The organism is Tenacibaculum finnmarkense, assembly GCF_900239185.1.
In the GTDB taxonomy this organism is placed as follows: domain Bacteria; phylum Bacteroidota; class Bacteroidia; order Flavobacteriales; family Flavobacteriaceae; genus Polaribacter; species Polaribacter finnmarkensis.
The window spans coordinates 1-18692 of the sequence record NZ_OENA01000012.1 but is presented as its reverse complement, the minus strand read 5'-3'; the positions used below and the strand labels follow the sequence as shown (position 1 = coordinate 18692).

The window sequence follows — 18692 nt, the reverse complement described above, 5'->3', positions numbered from 1 at the left end:
AACTATGAATTATTAATGGAATCTTCCGAAAATATAACCAAATTATCCGCCATAAAACTTTTATTGAATAAAATTTAAACAGGCTCTAAGAAATAATTAAAAAGGTGTAGGGCTTTTAAAAGTTACTATTTTTTTTGAAACAGGATGTATAAAGCTAATTTTTTCAGCATGTAAATGCAATCTATTAGCGGTAACACCATATAAAACATCGCCAATAATCGGTAAATTTAAACCTAAATAATGTGCCGAATGTACTCGTAATTGATGCGTTCGCCCAGTAATTGGATAAAAATAAACGTAGGTTTTAGCATTTTTTATTTTGATAATTTCCCATTTTGTAAGTGCTTTTTTTCCGTGAAGTTCACAAACCAACTGCTTAGGTCTGTCTTCTAAATTGACTCTTAATGGTAAGTTTATTTCGCCATTTTCTTCAGATAAAACACCATCTAAAACCGCTAGGTAACGCTTTTTAATTGTTTTGTTGATAAACTGATCTTGTAAATTTTTATAAATTTCAAGGTTCTTTGCAACCAATAAAATTCCAGAAGTAGCCATGTCTAACCGATGCACTACCAGGGCATTTGGATGTTTTTTTTGAATACGGCTATTTACCGAATCTTCCGTTATTTTTCCAGCGACAGACAGCAATCCTGAAGGCTTATTAACAACTAATAAATGGGCATCTTCAAAAATAATTTCTAGTGTTTTTGCTGTTTTTTCTTGCTTTTGAAGTTGCGCAATTAACGGATTTCGATAAACTGATAATCCCTGTAGCATGTGTTTTAAAATCGGTTTGCATTTTCCGGAACAAGCATCGTAATAATTTTTATGTTTTCGAACGGATGTCGCTAACGGATTTCCCCACCAAAACTCCGCCATACAAATAGGCGTAAAGTGGTTTAAAAACGCATATTGTAATAATTTTGGTGCGCAACAATCGCCTGCTCCTGCGGGAATATTTTGTGGTGAGTTTTCAAAAATAGTAATTAAATTTTGCGTTTTATTATTCGCATTTAAAAACTGATATTGCTTAAATATTTCTTGCTGTCCTGATGATGAAAGTTCTTTTCGTTGTTGTTTTAATTGTTCAATCTGTTCTTGAAAATTGCTGTATTTTTTTTTAAAAGGACGAATTTTATCCTGTAAATAAACATCATATTCTCGAAGATAAAACTCTTCATTAATATTTAGTTGATTATTTTGTTTTCCTTCTGTTTTTCTTAAAAGTCTTCTTTTTTTAAGTGTTTTTTGCGCTTCTTGAAGTAATTTTTCAGTTGATTTTAGTAAAATAAAATAGTCTTTTTTTATTTTTAAATAGGCGCTACTATTTTCTAAATTGATAATTTCCTGATTAATCTGATTGTTTATTTTTTCAGTTTTCAAGAAAACACCATCTTCTTTTAAAACATCATACACTGGCGGAACAAAATGCTTGTGCTGTGTGCTTTGCGCTATCTTCCCTGAAAAAGCTGTTAAATAACCGAGTTTACCTTGTTTATTTTTAACCACTAAAACCCCAAACATTTTTCCTAAAGCAGTAGTATTTTGCTTGTTTTTAGTAGCTTCTATATTTCTCAAGTTTTTTAATCCGAAGTTATGCGTAAAATCTGTTTGAGTTTTTAGATACTCCTGTAGTTCTTCCGAAGCAATTTTAGCTAAATAATGTGGCGTGTAATTATGCGGATAATCAAATTTTTCAGGAATAGCAATTTGACTAATATCCGAAGTGAAAGCAATAAATTTAGGCATGTTTTTAAAATAAATAAGAATAATAAAAGTAATTTAAAAGAAAAAAAGTGTTGCTTTCACAACACTTTTAAATATAATTAGCAGTATAACCTCGATAAATAGAAGGTTAACTTCTATAAATTTTATCGTATAAATCTTTATACATTTCTTTAATAATTTTACGTTTCATTTTCATGGTAGGAGTAAGGTGTCCACCTTCAATCGACCATTCTTCAGGAGTTAATTCAAACTTTTTAATGGTTTCCCATTTCCCGAAATTGGCATTACAGATAATAACCTCTTCTTCAATACGATCAATTACTTTTTGGTTTTTAACCAACTCTTGATTCGTTTCTAATTTTAGCCCATGTCTTGAAGCCCATTCTTTAACAAAATCAAAATTAGGTTGAATAAAAGCAGCTGCCATTTTTTCGCCCTCACCAATTACCATTACTTGCTCTATAAAACGCGATTGTTTTAATTCGCCTTCTAATAATGGCGGTACAATATATTTACCACCCGAAGTTTTAAACATTTCTTTGGTACGCCCTGTAATTTTCAAAAATCCATCGGCATCTAATTCCCCTTTATCACCAGTATAAAAATAGCCATCTTTTATAACTTCCGCTGTTTTTTCAGGGTCTTTATAGTAGCCTAACATTACATTAGGACCTTTTACTAAAATTTCACCAGTGCTTGCAAATTTTAGTTCAATACCGTCTAACATTTTACCAACAGTCCCTACTTTAAAACCACCATTTCTAACATCATTAACACTAAGAACAGGCGATGTTTCTGTAAGCCCATAACCTTCCATAACAGGCATTCCTGCGGCAGTAAAAACCCTTGTTAATCGCGATTGTAAAGCAGCCGAACCAGAAACCATTAATTTAAGCTCCCCTCCTAAAGCTTCTTGCCATTTCGAAAAAATTAATTTACGAGCAATGCTTAATTTTTTTTCGTACCACCATCCGTTAGCGCCATACGGCTCATATTGAAGCCCTAATTCAATTGCCCAGAAAAACAATCGTTTTTTAATCCCTGTTAAGTCTGCTCCTTTGGCATAAATTTTATCGTAAATTTTTTCATACAAACGAGGAACCGCTGTCATTACATGCGGTTTAATTTCTTTTGCATTATCGCTTAGTTTTTCAATAGATTCGGCAAAGTAGATCGAAACACCACAGTATTGATATAAATATAAGATCATGCGTTCAAAAACATGGCAAACGGGTAAAAAACTCAATCCACGTTCTTCGCCATATAATAACGGCACTCTTTTTTCACTAGCCAATACATCAGAAACAATATTTCCGTGCGAAAGCATAACGCCTTTAGGTCTTCCGGTAGTTCCAGAAGTATAAATTAAGGTGGCTAAATCGTCCGATTTAACGGCATTTTTTCTAGCTTCAACTTCCGCTTGATTGCTTTTATCTTCCCCGAGTTTTAAAAGATCCTTCCAACTTTTTTCATTGGCAATATCATCAAAAGTAAAAACACCTTTCAGCTTTGTATTTCCTTTAATTTGATTTAGTTTATCTAAAATAGATTGATCAGAAACAATACAATAAATAGCCTCAGAATGATTTAAAACATACTCATAATCCTCCTTTGAAATAGTCGGATAAATAGGTACATTTTGCGCCCCAGTCTGTAAAATTCCGATATCACAAATGTTCCATTCCGTACGATTTGTTGTTGAAATTACGGCAATTTTATCGTTAGGTTGTATGCCTAAACGAAGCAAACCCCTACTAATAGTATTGGCTTTATCAATATATTCTTGAGTAGAGATAGACTCCCATTTACCATTATATTTGGTGGTAAAAGCTTTCTCTAAATTATAGGTTTCTTGCAGATGATATGGAAAGTCAAAAAGACGGGTGATTTCAATCGACATAAAGTTGTTGTTTTTTTTGCGTATTGCAAATTAGGTAAATTCCATCGATTGCACAAGTTTCATTTTATTATTTGATTAACAGTTAATTAGGGCTTGGTGGCAGTATTTTTAACTGCTGCTTTTTAGTAGTATATGCAACATAAAGGGTGCTTTTTTTTGAATTCCATAAAAATTAAGAAAAATAATTTGAAGCAATTTCCCGCTTTCCGCACTCGCTCTTTTTTGAAAGAAATCAAAAAAGGAGCTCAAACAATTGCTTCAATCGGGGCTAGGGATTTGTACTAATTTCGAAATTTAGAAACTAGATGTAGTTTGTGTTATCTGAGTATTTTACTCGTAACGATGTTAGATAAGTATCACAAGGCAATTAGACCTCACAGGTTTTTAAAACCTGTGAGGTCTATGTTTAACTAAATAAGATATATTTTATTTTTTAAACCCGTCAACGATATTTTAGTTCAGTTTCACAGCCTAATTTCCTGAATTTCTCCTGTTGATGCGATGCTGAACTAAATTCAGCATGACGTTTCTTAACGTTTATCTGATTTGAAATACACTTTCTTTAAAAGATTATAAAACCTTACGAATTTAAAAAGTTTTTTAAGTCATTATAAGTACTCATTTTAATCGCTGTTTTTTCTTTATCCATAACCGATTTAATTTGTTCAGGAATGGCAATTTTCACATTTAAAGTACTTTCAACAACCTCTAAAAATTTAACAGGATGTGCAGTTTCTAAGAAAATACAAAAAGCTTCTGGATTATTCTTTTGATACTCTTTCGCTCCTAAATATCCAACAGCACCGTGTGGGTCGGCAATATAACCGCTATTTTTATAGATTAATTTCATCGCCTCACGGGTTTTTTCATCAGAAAAAGAATACGAAGAAAAAGAATTTTTTAAAGCCTCTATATTGTTTTCAAAAATTTCTTGAATACGGATAAAATTACTAGGATTTCCAACATCCATCGCATTCGAAATTGTGGCTTTTGATGGTTTTGGCGTGTAAATTCCATCTTTTAAATAATTAGGAACCGTATCATTTATATTGGTTGATGCAACAAAATGTTTAATAGGTAAGCCTAATTTTTGCGCCATCATTCCTGCACAAATATTTCCAAAATTACCGCTAGGAACAGAAAAAACAAGGTTTTCTAAAGCATTTTTTTGATTTTTTTCTTGTTTAAATGTTTGTTTAATTTGCTTATAAGCTAAAAAAAAGTAAAACATTTGTGGCAACCAACGCGCTACATTTATCGAATTGGCAGAGGTTAAAGTTCGTTTAATTTCAGTATCTAAAAAAGCCGTTTTTACCATATCTTGACAATCATCAAAAACGCCATCAACCTCTAAAGCGGTGATGTTTTTTCCTAAAGTGGTCAATTGTTTTTCTTGCACATCGCTCACTTTTCCGCTAGGATATAAAATAACAACATCCACACCTTTTACGCCTAAAAAACCATCGGCAACCGCACCGCCAGTATCGCCAGAAGTGGCAACTAAAACGGTTAATTGGTCGTTATTATTTCTGTTAAAATAGCCTAAACAACGTGCCATAAAACGAGCACCAACATCTTTAAAAGCCATCGTTGGACCATGAAAAAGTTCTAAAGTTGCTACATTTTCTTCCACAGAAACAACAGGGAAATCAAAGCAAAGTGTTTCTTTAATAATTTGCTGTAAAACATCCGAAGGAATTTCATCGCCAACAAACTGTTTAATTACTTCAAAAGCAATTTCATGATTTGAATAATTTTCGATATTCGTAATGAAATCTTTTGAAAGTGGTGTAATATTTTCAGGAAAATACAAACCTCTATCAGGAGCTAAACCATTAACTACGGCTTCTTTAAAACTTACATTTTCCGATTTTTTATTAAGACTATAATAGTTCATTTTTATTTTTTTTATTTTTTATGAAAAGCATTATTAAGAGCCTGTTTAAAAATGAAATAAAAATTAGATTTTCATCATGCTAAATTTATTTCAGCATCGCATCAACAGAGGAACTACGGCAAATCAGGATGCGAACCTGAACTAAATTCAGGTTGACGGATGCGATTCCTTATTTTTCTGTGATATTTTTTTCAAATGAAATTTAAACAGGCTCTAATAAAGTGAAAATATTTTTTGTGCTATTATTTTTATTTAGTTTCTAAAATTTTTATTCCTTCGGTATTTATTTTTGATGAAAATAAGGTGAAATCAATATTTTTATCGGCGTAGGCATTTTGTATGGCTTTTTCTACTTTTTTAGCTGTTTTTTTACCTTTGCACAAGGCAAAAATAGTTGGGCCTGAACCTGAAATTCCTGCACCCAAAGCACCCGCTTTTATGGCTTCGCTTTTCACTAAATCGAAATGAGGAATTAAATGTTTTCTGGCAGGTTCGGCAATTACATCGGTTAAAGAATCGCTAATTAATTGATAATTATTTGTGTGTAAACCACTCACTAATCCGCCAACATTTGCCCACTGAGTAACGGCAGTTTTTAAAGGAATATTTTCGGGTAAAACTTCTCGAGCATCTTTGGTTTTTATTTCAATTTGTGGATGAATTGCCACTAATCGCAATTTTTTTGGCACGGGAATTTTTATAATATCGAGCGGTTCATAATTTCGAACCAACACAAAACCGCCATAAATTGCGGCAGAAACATTATCAACAATCGGCGTTCCACAAGCGGCTTCTTCGCCAAGCATCGAAAATTTTGTGATTTCCAGTTGTGAAAATGGTTTGTTTAAAAGTTCATTTACGCCAAAAGCCGCACCTGCCGAACTCGCAGCACTACTTCCTAATCCGCTTCCTGGTGAAAAACCTTTGTGCATGGTAATTTCAATACCAAAATCAACAGGGTGTTTTTCAAGCATCGCCAAGGCAACTACACCCGCAGCATTTTTTGTAGCATCAAAAGTTAGGGTATTTGCACCCGTAATTTCTGTTATTTTTACGCCTTTTTCAGCGGTTTTTGTAAAGGTCATTTCATCGCCCATTTTTTCGACAGCAAAACCCATCGCATCAAATCCGCAAGAAACATTCGCCACGGTAGCAGGCGCAAATATTTTTATATAATTCATCTTTTTTCTTTTTTATCCGAAGTGAATGTTTTTAATATTTTAACTATTTCCGATGCGAATTACATCCGCAAAAATACCCGAAGCCGTAACGTCAGCACCAGCACCAGCGCCTTTTATCAACAACGGATTTACAGGATATCTATCCGTAAAAAACAACACAATATTATCGCTTCCTTCCAAATTATAAAAAGGATGATCGGCAGGAATATGTTGCAAACCAACTTTTGCTTTTCCATCAACAAATTCGGCAACGTATTTTAAACGACAATTTTTATCGTTTGCTTCTTTAAATATATTTTGAAAATGTGCTTCAAATTCGGTTAAACTAGCGTAAAAATCTTCATTATTAGTCGTTTTTAAACTCTTCTCAGGTAAAAATGAATCATTTTCAATATCTGATAATTCTAATTCATAACCGCTTTCACGGGCTAGAATTAATATTTTTCGAGCAACATCGACACCACTTAAATCAATTTTCGGGTCTGGTTCAGTATATCCTTCTTTTTGAGCCTCGGTAACGACATTGTGAAACGTAGTGTTTTCATTAAAATTATTAAAGACAAAGTTTAAACTTCCCGATAAAACAGCTTGTATTTTTTGAACTCTATCGCCAGAAGCAATTAAATTTTTAAGCGTATCAATAACAGGTAAACCTGCACCAACATTGGTTTCAAATAAGAAAGGTGCATTGTATTGTCTAGAAACTGATTTTAATGTTTTATAATTTTCTAGGCTAGAGGCACAGGCAATTTTATTACAGGTAACTACGGCAATATTATTGCGTAAATATTGCTCGTACACTTCAGAAACTTTCTGATTTGCCGTGTTATCAACAAAAACTGAATTACGCAAATTATAGCTTTTTGTTTTATTGAAAAAACTATCTAAAGTTGCCGATTCTCCTGATTCTAAAAGTGTTTTCCAGCTTTTTAAATCAATTCCGTTAGCATCAAAAGTCATTTTTTTAGAATTTGCGATACCAACTACGCGAATATTCATTTTTAAATGTTCTTTCAAATACTTTTTTTGCTGATGTATTTGTGCTAAAAAGCGTTCACCAACATTTCCAACACCTGTTACAAATAAATTCAGTTGTTTTAATTTTTCTTCAAAAAACTGCTCGTGCAACGTGTTTAAGCCTTTTTTAGCGTCTTTACTGTCGATAACTGCTGAAATATTTTTTTGAGAAGCTCCTTGGGCAATCGCTCTAATATTTACGTTATTTCTTCCTAAAGCACTGAACATTTGTCCGCTTAATCCTTGATGATTTTTCATGTTATCGCCCACTAACGCCAAAATAGCCAAGCCTTGTTCAACAATAACAGGTTTTATTTTTTTACGTTCAATTTCAATTTCAAAAGCATCATTAATTGCTTTGGTTGCTTTTTGAGCATCTTCATCATAAATTCCAACGCAAATTGAATGTTCTGATGAGGCTTGAGTTATTAAAACCACGCTAATATCTTGGTTCGAAAGTGTTTCAAACAAACGTTTTGAAATACCCGATACACCAATCATTCCTGTACCTTCTAAGGTTAATAGGGTAATATCTTCAATATGGCTAATTCCTTTTACAAGGTTGGTGCTTTTTACATTTTTGGCAATTAAAGTTCCTGGATTACCTGGTTCAAAAGTGTTTTTAATTACAATAGGAATTTCCTTTTCTAAGGCTGGTTGTATGGTTGGAGGATAAATAACTTTTGCGCCAAAATGGGATAATTCCATGGCTTCTTGATACGAAATTTCAGGAATCGGAAACGCCTGTTTTACAATACTCGGATTTGCAGTGTACATTCCGCTTACGTCTGTCCAAATTTGAAGTTCGTTTGCTTGCAACGCCGCCGCATAAATAGCAGCAGTATAATCGGAACCGCCTCTTCCTAGAGTGGTGGTTAAGCCATTTTCAGATTTGGCAATAAAACCTGGTAAAAGGGTAACTTGATGCGTATCATTTTGAAAATATTCTTGACAATTTTTATTGGTAAGGGTAAACTTAACCTGTGCTTTATCAAAAATATTTGAGGTAATAATAAGCTCTCTACTGTCTTTATAGGTTGCGTTTAAAGTGTTTTTTGCAACTTCAGAAATTATATAAGAAGATACTAATTCGCCAAAACCACTAATTCGAGCCATGGCCTTTGGGGTTGCTTCTTTTAGTAAAAAACAGCCTTCTAATAAGGTGTTTAATTGCCCAAATAATACGGTTACCTTTTCTTGAACTTCGGCTTGTTTTTCTTTAAAAATTAAATCGGAAATTACCTGTGCATGATGCTCGGTAACTTCGTTAAAAAGTACCATATACGACCGGTCATTATTTGCCGCTTTGTTTGCTGCAGCGATTAATTTGTTGGTTGTTTTTCCAAATGCTGAAACTACAACGGCTACTTTTTCTTTTGCCGAAGCTGCTGAAACAATTTGAATTACTTTTTGAATGTTTTGACTACTAGCGACTGATGAGCCACCGAATTTTAAAATTTTCATCTTAAAAAAAGTTTTTAATGTTTTAATAATATGGTAAAAAAATATAAGGTGTTGTTTACTGTTTTTCAAGTGTTTGAAAAATGTAAATAGAGTCGGAACGATATGTGTATAGATAACCCCTAAAGGGTAATAATGCGAATAATAATAGAAGTGGTAATAGTGCCAACAAAAACCATCGTAAAGTTTACGATGGTTAAATAGTTGTTATTTGCTTTGTTGTTTAACACGGTATCAAATGTAAACTTTTTTTTCAATAATCAGTATTTTTTATCAAAAAAAATCAATTTCATTTTAAATATACCCAATGATTATCTTCTTTAGAGAAAGAAGAGTTCTCTTTTATGCTGTTAATTTTATCATTTTCTTTAAAAAATGCTTCAAACGTTACATTTCCTGTAATGTCGGAAGCTGTGCCTTTATTTGTATTGCTGATTTCTAATTGTAGCCACTCAACAGATTTTGTCCAAAGTAAAATTTCTTTATTCTCTTCTTTCGATGGGCGAGTGCTCGAATGATGGCTTTTATGTAAATAATCAATATTTGCTAAGACAAAAGCACTGTAACGAGAACGCATTAATTGCTCCGCTGTTACCACATTTTGGATGTTTTTATGTGCTATTTCACAGCAATCAGTATAATTTTTACTAGGATTACAAGGACATTTCATAGTATTATTTTATAGTCTGTTTAAAAATTAAATTATTTAGTTAAATTCAGACCTCACAGGTTTTTAAAACCTGTGAGGTCTATTTATTTCAGAATCGCATAAAAGGAGAATTAAGGCAAAATAAAAAGATGCGAAATTGAGATAAAATTAATTTGACGGATTTGACACTGTTTTTAAAATTCTTATCGTATTGTTTTACCAATATTTTTTTGGATGAAATTTAAACAGGCTCTTAATTTAGAAGCGTATTTTTTGTATCAATTCTAAAACAACGTTCTTTTCCTAAAAACAAAGGATTTCCATGTTTTTCAGACCAAAATCCGTCTAAAATATCATTAGAAATACATCTGTAAACGACAATACCTTTATAAGTATTATTATCTTCTCCTTGATATTCAAAATTGATAACTAATATATTATCATTAAAAAAACCCGAACCAGTTTGTTCTTGTTCATTATTGATGAACCATTTAGCAACTATTCGATTATTCATATCAAGTTGTAAAGAAAGTATTCCTTTATAAGAATGTTCTTCTGCGTCTTGATTAGTGCCAATTATGGAATAAGTACCCACTAAATCTTGTATATTTTGTACTGTCATTTTATCATTATAAAAGGTAAAATTACGTCATTTTAAATGATATGCAAAACAAGAAAAATCCGCAGAAAATTTACAAGAAGTTTTACTGCGGATTTTTTTATCAAAATAGAAACTAACGAAAAAATATTATTTTTTATACCTCATTTTACCAAGTTCAATTTCAATAGCTGTTCTGGCTAAAATGGTAAAAATAAGCGCACCCATTGCCCAAATACCTACGGTAACTCCAATTTCGATTCCAGTAGGTGTGTATTCTGCTATTTTACCATAAGGACCAGGAATAAATCCAGGAACGATTAATCCAAAACCTTTTTCAATCCAAATAGCAATAAATAACATCACACAGGCAGAGAATAATATTTTAAAATTATTACGAAGCTTATGAAAAGTTAAAGTAATAGTTGCTATAACATTCAAAGTAATTGCCGTCCAAATCCATGGTAATAAGGCCGTTTTTCCATCTAATCCGAAAAATAAATAATAGGCACTTTCACTATGATGTGTTGGTGCATAAAATTCTTTAAACAGTTCAGAAACTAACATAATTAAGTTAATTTGAGCAGCAACGGTAACTACTAAAGCTAACTTTTTAATAGTTTTATTTTCTATTTTAAACTCGGTATAAGTTCTAATAATTGCTAAAACCAAAATAATTAATGCAGGACCAGCAGCAAAAGCAGATGCTAAAAATCGAGGTCCTAATAATGCAGTATTCCAAAAAGGTTTAGCTTGTAATCCTTGGTATAAAAAAGCAGTTACTAAATGAATACCAACAGCCCAAAAAACAGAAATTATAGCACCTGGTAAATACACACTTTTTTTAGATTCTTTTCCTTGATAATGCCTAAATAAAATATAAAAAGGAATACTAATATTGATAAATAAATAGCCATTTAAAGCGATAACATCCCAAGTTAACATTGAATTCGGGAAGTTAAAAACGCCAATAATCGGCATCATATGCCATAAAACAGCAGGGCCTCCCATATCGGCAACCACAAAAGCCAAACACATTATTAATGCGGCAACGGCTAAACCTTCGCCTATAAGTACGGCTTGTTTAAAATCGACATCTTTTAAAACATAGGTTGGCATAACCAGCATTACGGCAGCCGCAGCAACTCCAACCAAAAAGGTGAAGTTAGAAATATATAATCCCCAACTAACTCGATCTGTCATACCTGTAACACTCAATCCATGTTCTAATTGAATCGAATAACAATACATTCCAATCAACATTATTAAGGTTAAAAAAGCCATCCATAAATGATACTTTTTTGAACCATGAGTAATAATATCTAGACTGTCTTTAATTAAACTTGTAAAAACTTTAAGTCTTCTCATTTTATTTTTTATTATAACGCTTAGTATATCTTTTTAGTCCATAAAATACCAGAATTTAGGTTCTGTACCTAAATCTTCTTTTAACCTGAATACTTTTTTATTTTCTAAAACCCATCGAATAGTACTTTCAGGATCTAATAAATTCCCAAAAATACGTGCGCCAGTAGGGCAAGCCTCTACACAAGCAGGATTTTTACCAGCTCTAGAACGTTGTACACAGAAAGTACATTTTTCCATAACTCCTTGTTTACGCATTCGGTTTCCTAAATAATGCTGATTTTTATTTACTTCTTCTTCAGGAACTTCGGGTTTACTCCAGTTAAAACGACGACCATCGTAAGGGCAAGCCGCCATACAATATCGACAACCAACACACCAATCGTAATCAACTACAACAATACCGTCTTCTTCTCGCCAAGTAGCTTGAACAGGGCAAACTTCTACACAAGGCGGATTATCACAATGAAAACATTGCGTTCCCATATAAAAATGACCTTCAGCAGGAACTTCATGATAATAATTATCATCAGCTTCATTAAAATTAAAACCTTTTCCGTCTTTCATTTCATGAATACGGATATATTCCATTTGCGAATTTCTATCCTGATTATTTTCTTCAACACAGGCGCTTACACAATCCATATATCCCTGACATTTAGAAATATTGAAAGCGTAGCCAAATAACACATCTTCTTCGGCATTTTTAGAAGACATACTCACGTTTTTACCTGTACGTAATTGATACGAACGAACTAATCTATCAACGGTGGCATTTTTTTCTTTGTCATCCATCAATTTATAGTTTCCTTTAAATTGCTCTTCCCAATCTATTTGTGCTTTTTCTTTTGATTCATCACTAGAAACCACACTTGTACATGATGAAACTGCGCCTGCACCAATTAATAAACTAGCCGTTAATTTTTTAAAGGCAGATCTACGATCCATTTTTACATCAAAAACCTGATCAAAACCATCTTTATGTCGTTCATCACCTATAGAAGCATCAACAGCAGCTTTAAAAAATGCCTCATTGCTTATTTCTTCTTCGGATACTTTTTTATTTTCTTGCTTATTTTCTGATTTTGAACTGTGAGAATTACATCCTCCAGAAGTACTACCACAACCACATCCGCCATTTGAAGGTTTTTGTTTCGTTGTGTTGTTTAAATTCAACCTAAAATATTTTCCAATTCCACTCATATATTCTTTGCTATAAAATCGTTAATATCAAAATCAAAAAATTAATTGATATTAATGAACTATTAGGTTATTTACGTTCTTTTTCTACTTGCGTATTAAATTTGGCGGGCCATCTGGTATCAAAACCTGGCGAATGCGGATTATGACAATTCACACAAGTCATCGATGCTCTTGGAGGTGCCCAGCTACCAATTCGTTTTCCATGTGCACCACCTGTCCAATCTTTATATTGTTTTTGATGACATTGGCTACACAATTTATAACTGTTATTAAAATCAATAGCATGCCCTGTTATACTTTTAAGATTATCCATATTGTTTCCATTATGGCAGGTTGTACAGCTCATTGTATTTGCATCAGCATGATTTAATTTAATATTCCAATGTGCTTTTTTTATATCTTTTTCTTGCATTTCTTGCAAGGGTTTACTGTGACATTCGGTACAAGCGTATGATTTTATAGCGCCTTTTCTATCAGGAATAGAAAAGGTAATTCCATTTTCTGTTACTTCAACTAACTTTAAGTTTGCAGTATATTTTTCTGATGAAATAGACGTTCCTTTATAGTGTTTGCTTTTCGCTTCAATTTTATCGGTAACGCTATGATATTCGTCTTCTTTATGTTTACATGAAGTGATTATCAATAAAAAAACGATTCCTAAAAACCAACCTTGTTTTATGTAATTTTTGTGTTTCATTATTTTTTATTTTCTGATAAAAGCTTTAACGGCTGTAAGTTCTTTATTATTTGGTACATGACATTGTCGGCAATTAACACGTTCGGGGTGTGAAACTCGAATTTCTTTAGGAGCACTAGGTCCTGCATGACACGCCAAACAATTTTCACGTAACTGTGTTTGATGAGGTATTGCAGGCGGACTTGTAATTAAAGCGTTATTGTTACCAACTTTAGGAGCGTGTACTTTTGCGAAATTTCCATTTTTAAACAGTGTTTTTGATTTTTGAGCTACATGACATTGTTTGCAGTTTACCAATTCAGGATGTGGTGTAACAGGTGTATAAGCATTAAATTTACTTACAAAACCACCATTTTCATGACATTTTAAACAACTGTTACCGCCTATGTTATGTTCATCTGTCGGATGCGGAATACTTGGTGGCGCTCCATGATATGCTCTGTTATCATAATAGGTTTCTAAAGTCCTTTGATATTTTACATCCACAGGCATTTCCGAATAATCCAAAGCATGTTCCGATCGTTTAAAAACTCCAGCTTCCGAAGGAATTATAGGAACTGATTTGCTTTCTTTTATAGGAATATATGCTTTTTCTTGTCCTTGGTAATAACTATAATTCCAAATAACAATAAAAGCGATAAACAACATTACAAATAGCGATATGATACCTAATCGTTTTCTCATAATTTATGCTTTTTCTATTTTAACAGCACATTTTTTATAATCGGGTTCTTTAGAAATAGGGCAGAAGGCATCTAAAGTAACATCATTAATTAGCATGTTTTCATCAAAAAATGGTACAAAAACTTGTCCTTTTGTAGGCAATCCTCTTTCGTTGATTGATGCAGGTAAAACACAAGAACCTCTTCGAGAAGTTACTTTGATATTTTCACCATTTCTGATGCCGTATCTTTTAGCATCTTCAGGATGTAATTCTACATAAGCATGTGGCATTGCTTTATGTAAAACAGGTATTCTTCGAGTCATAGAACCCGTATGCCAATGTTCGATAACTCTTCCTGTATTTAACCAAAAAGGATACGTTTCATCGGGCATTTCAGGAGCGGGTTCAAAAGGACGTTGCCATATTACGGCTCTTCCATCTGGTTTTCCGTAGAAATGAAAATCTTCCCCATTTTTACACGCAGGATCGTATTTTGAATTGAATCTCCATTGAGTAGATTTTCCATCAACATAAGGCCAAATAGCACCAGATTGTTTCTTTAAAACTTCTAAAGGCGCCATTCCGTGTTTTGCTCCTTCATGAAATTGACGGTATTCATTATAAATTTCTTCGGCATGATTTTCTTTACTGTACGGAAATAAATCTCCAAATCCCATTCGTTTAGCTACCTCGATAAACATCCAGGCGTCAGGCGTTGCATCACCAGGTGCTTCTACCATTTTATTCCAATGTTGGGTTCTTCTTTCTGAATTACCATACAATCCATCTTTTTCGATATGCCAAGCTGCTGGTAAAATAACATCGGCAACATCCGAAGTAGGCGTAGGAAATACATCGGAAACAACAACGAAACAAGATTCTTTTTCCATTGCAGGACGATAACGACTCGTTTTTGGTAATGATACTAACGGGTTTACAGCCTGTGTCCAAATAAATTTAATATCACCTCTATCTACGGCTCTAAACATTTCTGTTGCATGATACGTAGGTTTTGACGGAATTCTATCAACAGGAACTTTCCAAATTCGGGCAGCCATTTCTCTATCTTTAGCATTCATAACCACACCGTGCGGTAATTTATGAGTAAATGTTCCTACTTCACGAGCAGTTCCACAGGCAGAAGGTTGTCCTGTTAAAGAAAATGGTCCGTTACCTGGTTGTGAAATTTTACCTGTTAATAAATGGATGTTATACACTAAATTATTCATCCAAGTTCCTCTGGTGTGTTGGTTCATTCCCATACACCAATACGAAACCACTTTGCTATTTGGATTTCCGTAAATAGCAGCTAAATATTTAATATCTTTTACGGATACTTTTGAATATTTCGCTACTTTTTCAGGCGTATAATCTTCTAAGAAAGCTTTATATTCTTCAAAATTTATTTTTGTTGGCTTGTCTTTAAATTTGTATTTATCTTCTAAACCGTAGCCCATTTTAGTAAGTCCTTTGCTGAAATTACAATGTTTTTCTACAAACGATTTATTAACCCAACCATTATTTACGATTTCATAACAAATAGCATTTGCAACGGCTAAATCGGTTTGAGGTTCAAATAATATAGATTTATCAGAAGCCATGCTAGAACGTGTTGTTCTTGTTGCAAAATCGATAATTTTAGCACCTCTTTTATTTTTTTGAGATAACATTCTTGAAAATAAAACAGGGTGCATTTCTGCCATGTTATTTCCCCAAGTGATAAAATAATCAGCATGTTCAATATCTTCATAACAACCCATCGGTTCATCAGCTCCAAAGGTTGTTAAAAAACCAGTTACAGCACTTGCCATACATAAACGAGCGTTGCAATCTAAATTATTAGTACCAATAGCACCTTTCATAAATTTAGAGGCAACATATCCTTCAGGAATAGTCGATTGTCCAGAAGTGTACATTGCTACCGAATCTTTACCATGTTTTTCAATGGTTTCTTTCATTTTATTAGCAACAATATCTAAGGCATCGCTTATAGGAGTTTTTACGTATTTCCCATTCTTTTTAACCAATGCGTGTGTTAATCTATCGCTAGATTGAATACACATGGTTTGGTGATATCCTTTTACACAAAGTAACCCTCTGTTTACTGATGAATTTGGATCTCCTTTTACGGCAACAGCTTTTCCATTTTCAACACCTACCAAAATACCGCAACCTACACCGCAAAAACGACAAGGTCCTTTTTTCCAATCTAAATTTCCTTCAGGTATTCCTGCTTCTTGTTCGTTAGCAAAAATAATTCCAGGAAACATGGTCATTGCCGCTGTCATTGCTGCTGCCGCTGCCATTTTCTTTATAAAACTTCGTCTACTTGTTAGAGAGGCGCTCATATCTTGTTTATTTTATAGGTGTATTAAATCCAGAAACTAAGGCTAGTAATTTTAAGCTAGGTAAATTTTCTATGGATTCTTTTAAATTTTTATCAGTGTCGTCATCAATGGTATCTGTAACAAGGACGATGACATTTTTATTTTCTGCGGAAATAATTTCACAGCCATCAATAATAATTAATGCTTTTTGTAATTCCTCCTTTTTTCCTTGATGAGGATGCGCTAAATAACTTTTAATTGGCATGTGAAAATGGGTGTTTAATTTTTCGCAAATTAAAGCGCGGGGTGGTTCTTTTACATGATAATTATCAGTATTTGAATATATTGTGTTTTAATCAATTCAGTTTTTTTGAAAAAAAAATCTTAACCTCTTGCTTGTTAGTGATTTTACCACTGATTTTAAAATTTATCATTGTTAATGAAATAACCAAAAGATACTTAGTTTGTATTTATTCTAAATAATATTGCGTTTTTTGCAACATATTTATCATTTTTTCATTAAAAACAGTGTTTTTTAGTACGTATAGTAATACTTATGCCATTTAATTATACAAAGTGAAATTAGTGTAGTATATAAAAACAATGATTTTTAAAAGGATAATAGCGAGTTATATTTCTATGATATTTGTCATGTTTTTAGGGTGTTTGGTTTTTTAAATTTGAGGTATGAAAGCATGACTAGCTCTTTTAAAACATCAAAAATTAACAAAACATAAAACAAAATCAGATGAAATTACAAAACGTATTTTTAGTATTATTAGTAGCCTTATTTATCAGTTGTGGAGGAACAGAGAAAAAAGCACCTTCATATAGTTCAGGAAAATCAGTACAAAAAACAGTTGAAAAAGCACCTGAAAAACAACTTAAAAAAAAGCTGGAAAAACCAGAAATTATTGATTTAAAAAATAAAGGAATTGGTCCTGTAAAATCGGTAACATTAGCGGCTACAATAAATCAAGATATGGTCGCAAAAGGTGCTAAAACATTTAAAAATAAGTGTTCAGCATGTCATAGAACTAATAGGAAATTTATAGGGCCAAATCCGACGGGAGTTTTAAAAAGACGTTCTGCTGAATGGGTAATGAATATGATTTTAAATCCTGGGGAAATGGTTAAAAAAGATCCGATAGCAAAAGCATTGTTACTTAAGTTTAATGGGTCGCCAATGGCAAATCAGCATTTAACCAAAGAGCAAGCAAGAGAGGTTCTTGAATATTTTAGAACATTATAATTTATCAAAAAAACAAATTTTTTCGATAAATTGACAAAACTCACAAGATGTAAAATACCTTTTCAATTATCGTTGCGCTTTTGCAATTTTTATTGAAAAGGTATTTTTGTGTTTTTAAATGATATTTATCATATTATAAAACTTTAAGTACAAGTAGATTGCGTTTTTAAATTATAATTTATAAACTATGTTAAAAACACATTCATTTCATATTCCTGTTATGGGAATAGGATTTATTATAGATTCTCCATTAAAAGTTTCCCGATTCGGAATAGATTCTGTTATTTCATTAGTCGATGATATTTTATTAGAAAAGATACGAAAAATGTATTCGTTGAAATTTAAAATTCCATACGATGAAATCACCGAAAAAATGGATGATTTTAGAGCCGAAAGAGTTACTTCTTACTTGAATTTGATGAAAACACTTTCAGAAGAGAAGTTTGAAGAATTTAAGAAGAATATTACCCAAACAAAGCAAGATATTGTTGATTTTTTTGAAGATCTTCCTGATTCATCATCATTAAAACAAGAATTTGTAAAGGTAACGAGCAGTAATTTTGATGTAAAAAAAGTTACAGATTGGTTAAAGGAAAATTTATCGATGGGGCAAATTGATGTAAATATCATGACCAAAGTTGATAAAGATAATTATACTAAGAGCCTGTTTAAATTTTATTCAATAAAAGTTTTATGGCGGATAATTTGGTTATATTTTCGGAAGATTCCATTAATAATTCATAGTTTCGACAG

14 protein-coding genes and 1 pseudogene are annotated in these 18692 nt (G+C 32.5%); 2 read left to right on the top strand and 13 right to left on the bottom strand.

The window, feature by feature from the left end:
• Positions 1–96: 96 nt before the first annotated feature.
• From AQ1689_RS00860 to AQ1689_RS00800, 13 genes are all read right to left on the bottom strand, one after another.
• Positions 97–1749, bottom strand: coding sequence for an RluA family pseudouridine synthase (locus AQ1689_RS00860; RefSeq protein ID WP_101954895.1), 1653 nt, complete (start codon positions 1747–1749; stop codon positions 97–99).
• Between the two features lie 106 nt (positions 1750–1855).
• Positions 1856–3628 (bottom strand): AMP-dependent synthetase/ligase, encoded by a 1773-nt coding sequence (locus AQ1689_RS00855; RefSeq protein ID WP_101954894.1) that lies wholly within the window; start codon positions 3626–3628, stop codon positions 1856–1858.
• A 580-nt stretch (positions 3629–4208) separates the two neighbouring features.
• Positions 4209–5525 carry a threonine synthase gene (gene thrC / locus AQ1689_RS00850; RefSeq protein WP_101954893.1) on the bottom strand — a complete coding sequence of 439 codons (1317 nt, stop codon included), beginning with the start codon at positions 5523–5525 and terminating at the stop codon, positions 4209–4211.
• 248 nt (positions 5526–5773) lie between these two features.
• Positions 5774–6706 carry a homoserine kinase gene (locus AQ1689_RS00845; RefSeq protein WP_101954892.1) on the bottom strand — a complete coding sequence of 311 codons (933 nt, stop codon included), beginning with the start codon at positions 6704–6706 and terminating at the stop codon, positions 5774–5776.
• Positions 6707–6745: 39 nt separating this feature from the next.
• Positions 6746–9187, bottom strand: coding sequence for a bifunctional aspartate kinase/homoserine dehydrogenase I (gene thrA, locus AQ1689_RS00840; RefSeq protein WP_101954891.1), 2442 nt, complete (start codon positions 9185–9187; stop codon positions 6746–6748).
• Positions 9188–9473: 286 nt separating this feature from the next.
• Positions 9474–9854 (bottom strand): YchJ family protein, encoded by a 381-nt coding sequence (locus tag AQ1689_RS00835; protein WP_101954890.1) that lies wholly within the window; start codon positions 9852–9854, stop codon positions 9474–9476.
• Between the two features lie 232 nt (positions 9855–10086).
• The gene (locus tag AQ1689_RS00830) at positions 10087–10455 is read right to left on the bottom strand and encodes a hypothetical protein (protein WP_101954889.1); all 369 of its coding nucleotides are present in this window, start codon (positions 10453–10455) and stop codon (positions 10087–10089) included.
• A gap of 126 nt (positions 10456–10581) precedes the next feature.
• A complete protein-coding gene (gene dsrP / locus AQ1689_RS00825; RefSeq protein ID WP_101914261.1) occupies positions 10582–11799 on the bottom strand; it encodes a sulfate reduction electron transfer complex DsrMKJOP subunit DsrP in 1218 nt (405 codons plus the stop codon).
• 33 nt (positions 11800–11832) lie between these two features.
• On the bottom strand, positions 11833–12999 hold the full coding sequence (locus AQ1689_RS00820) for a 4Fe-4S dicluster domain-containing protein (RefSeq protein ID WP_101954888.1): 1167 nt from the start codon (positions 12997–12999) through the stop codon (positions 11833–11835).
• Positions 13000–13066: 67 nt separating this feature from the next.
• Positions 13067–13696 carry a cytochrome c3 family protein gene (locus tag AQ1689_RS00815; protein ID WP_101954887.1) on the bottom strand — a complete coding sequence of 210 codons (630 nt, stop codon included), beginning with the start codon at positions 13694–13696 and terminating at the stop codon, positions 13067–13069.
• A 6-nt stretch (positions 13697–13702) separates the two neighbouring features.
• Positions 13703–14380, bottom strand: a complete 678-nt coding sequence (locus tag AQ1689_RS00810; RefSeq protein WP_232122610.1) for a nitrate reductase cytochrome c-type subunit — start codon at positions 14378–14380, stop codon at positions 13703–13705.
• 3 nt (positions 14381–14383) lie between these two features.
• On the bottom strand, positions 14384–16708 hold the full coding sequence (locus tag AQ1689_RS00805; RefSeq protein ID WP_101954885.1) for a molybdopterin-dependent oxidoreductase: 2325 nt from the start codon (positions 16706–16708) through the stop codon (positions 14384–14386).
• 7 nt (positions 16709–16715) lie between these two features.
• Positions 16716–16952 carry a hypothetical protein gene (locus AQ1689_RS00800; protein WP_101954884.1) on the bottom strand — a complete coding sequence of 79 codons (237 nt, stop codon included), beginning with the start codon at positions 16950–16952 and terminating at the stop codon, positions 16716–16718.
• A 483-nt stretch (positions 16953–17435) separates the two neighbouring features.
• On the opposite strand from AQ1689_RS00800, the gene AQ1689_RS00795 reads away from it, so the two are divergent.
• Positions 17436–17939, top strand: coding sequence for a c-type cytochrome (locus AQ1689_RS00795; RefSeq protein ID WP_101954883.1), 504 nt, complete (start codon positions 17436–17438; stop codon positions 17937–17939).
• Positions 17940–18126: 187 nt separating this feature from the next.
• Positions 18127–18692 (top strand): annotated as a pseudogene (locus AQ1689_RS00790) (hypothetical protein); the annotation flags it as partial.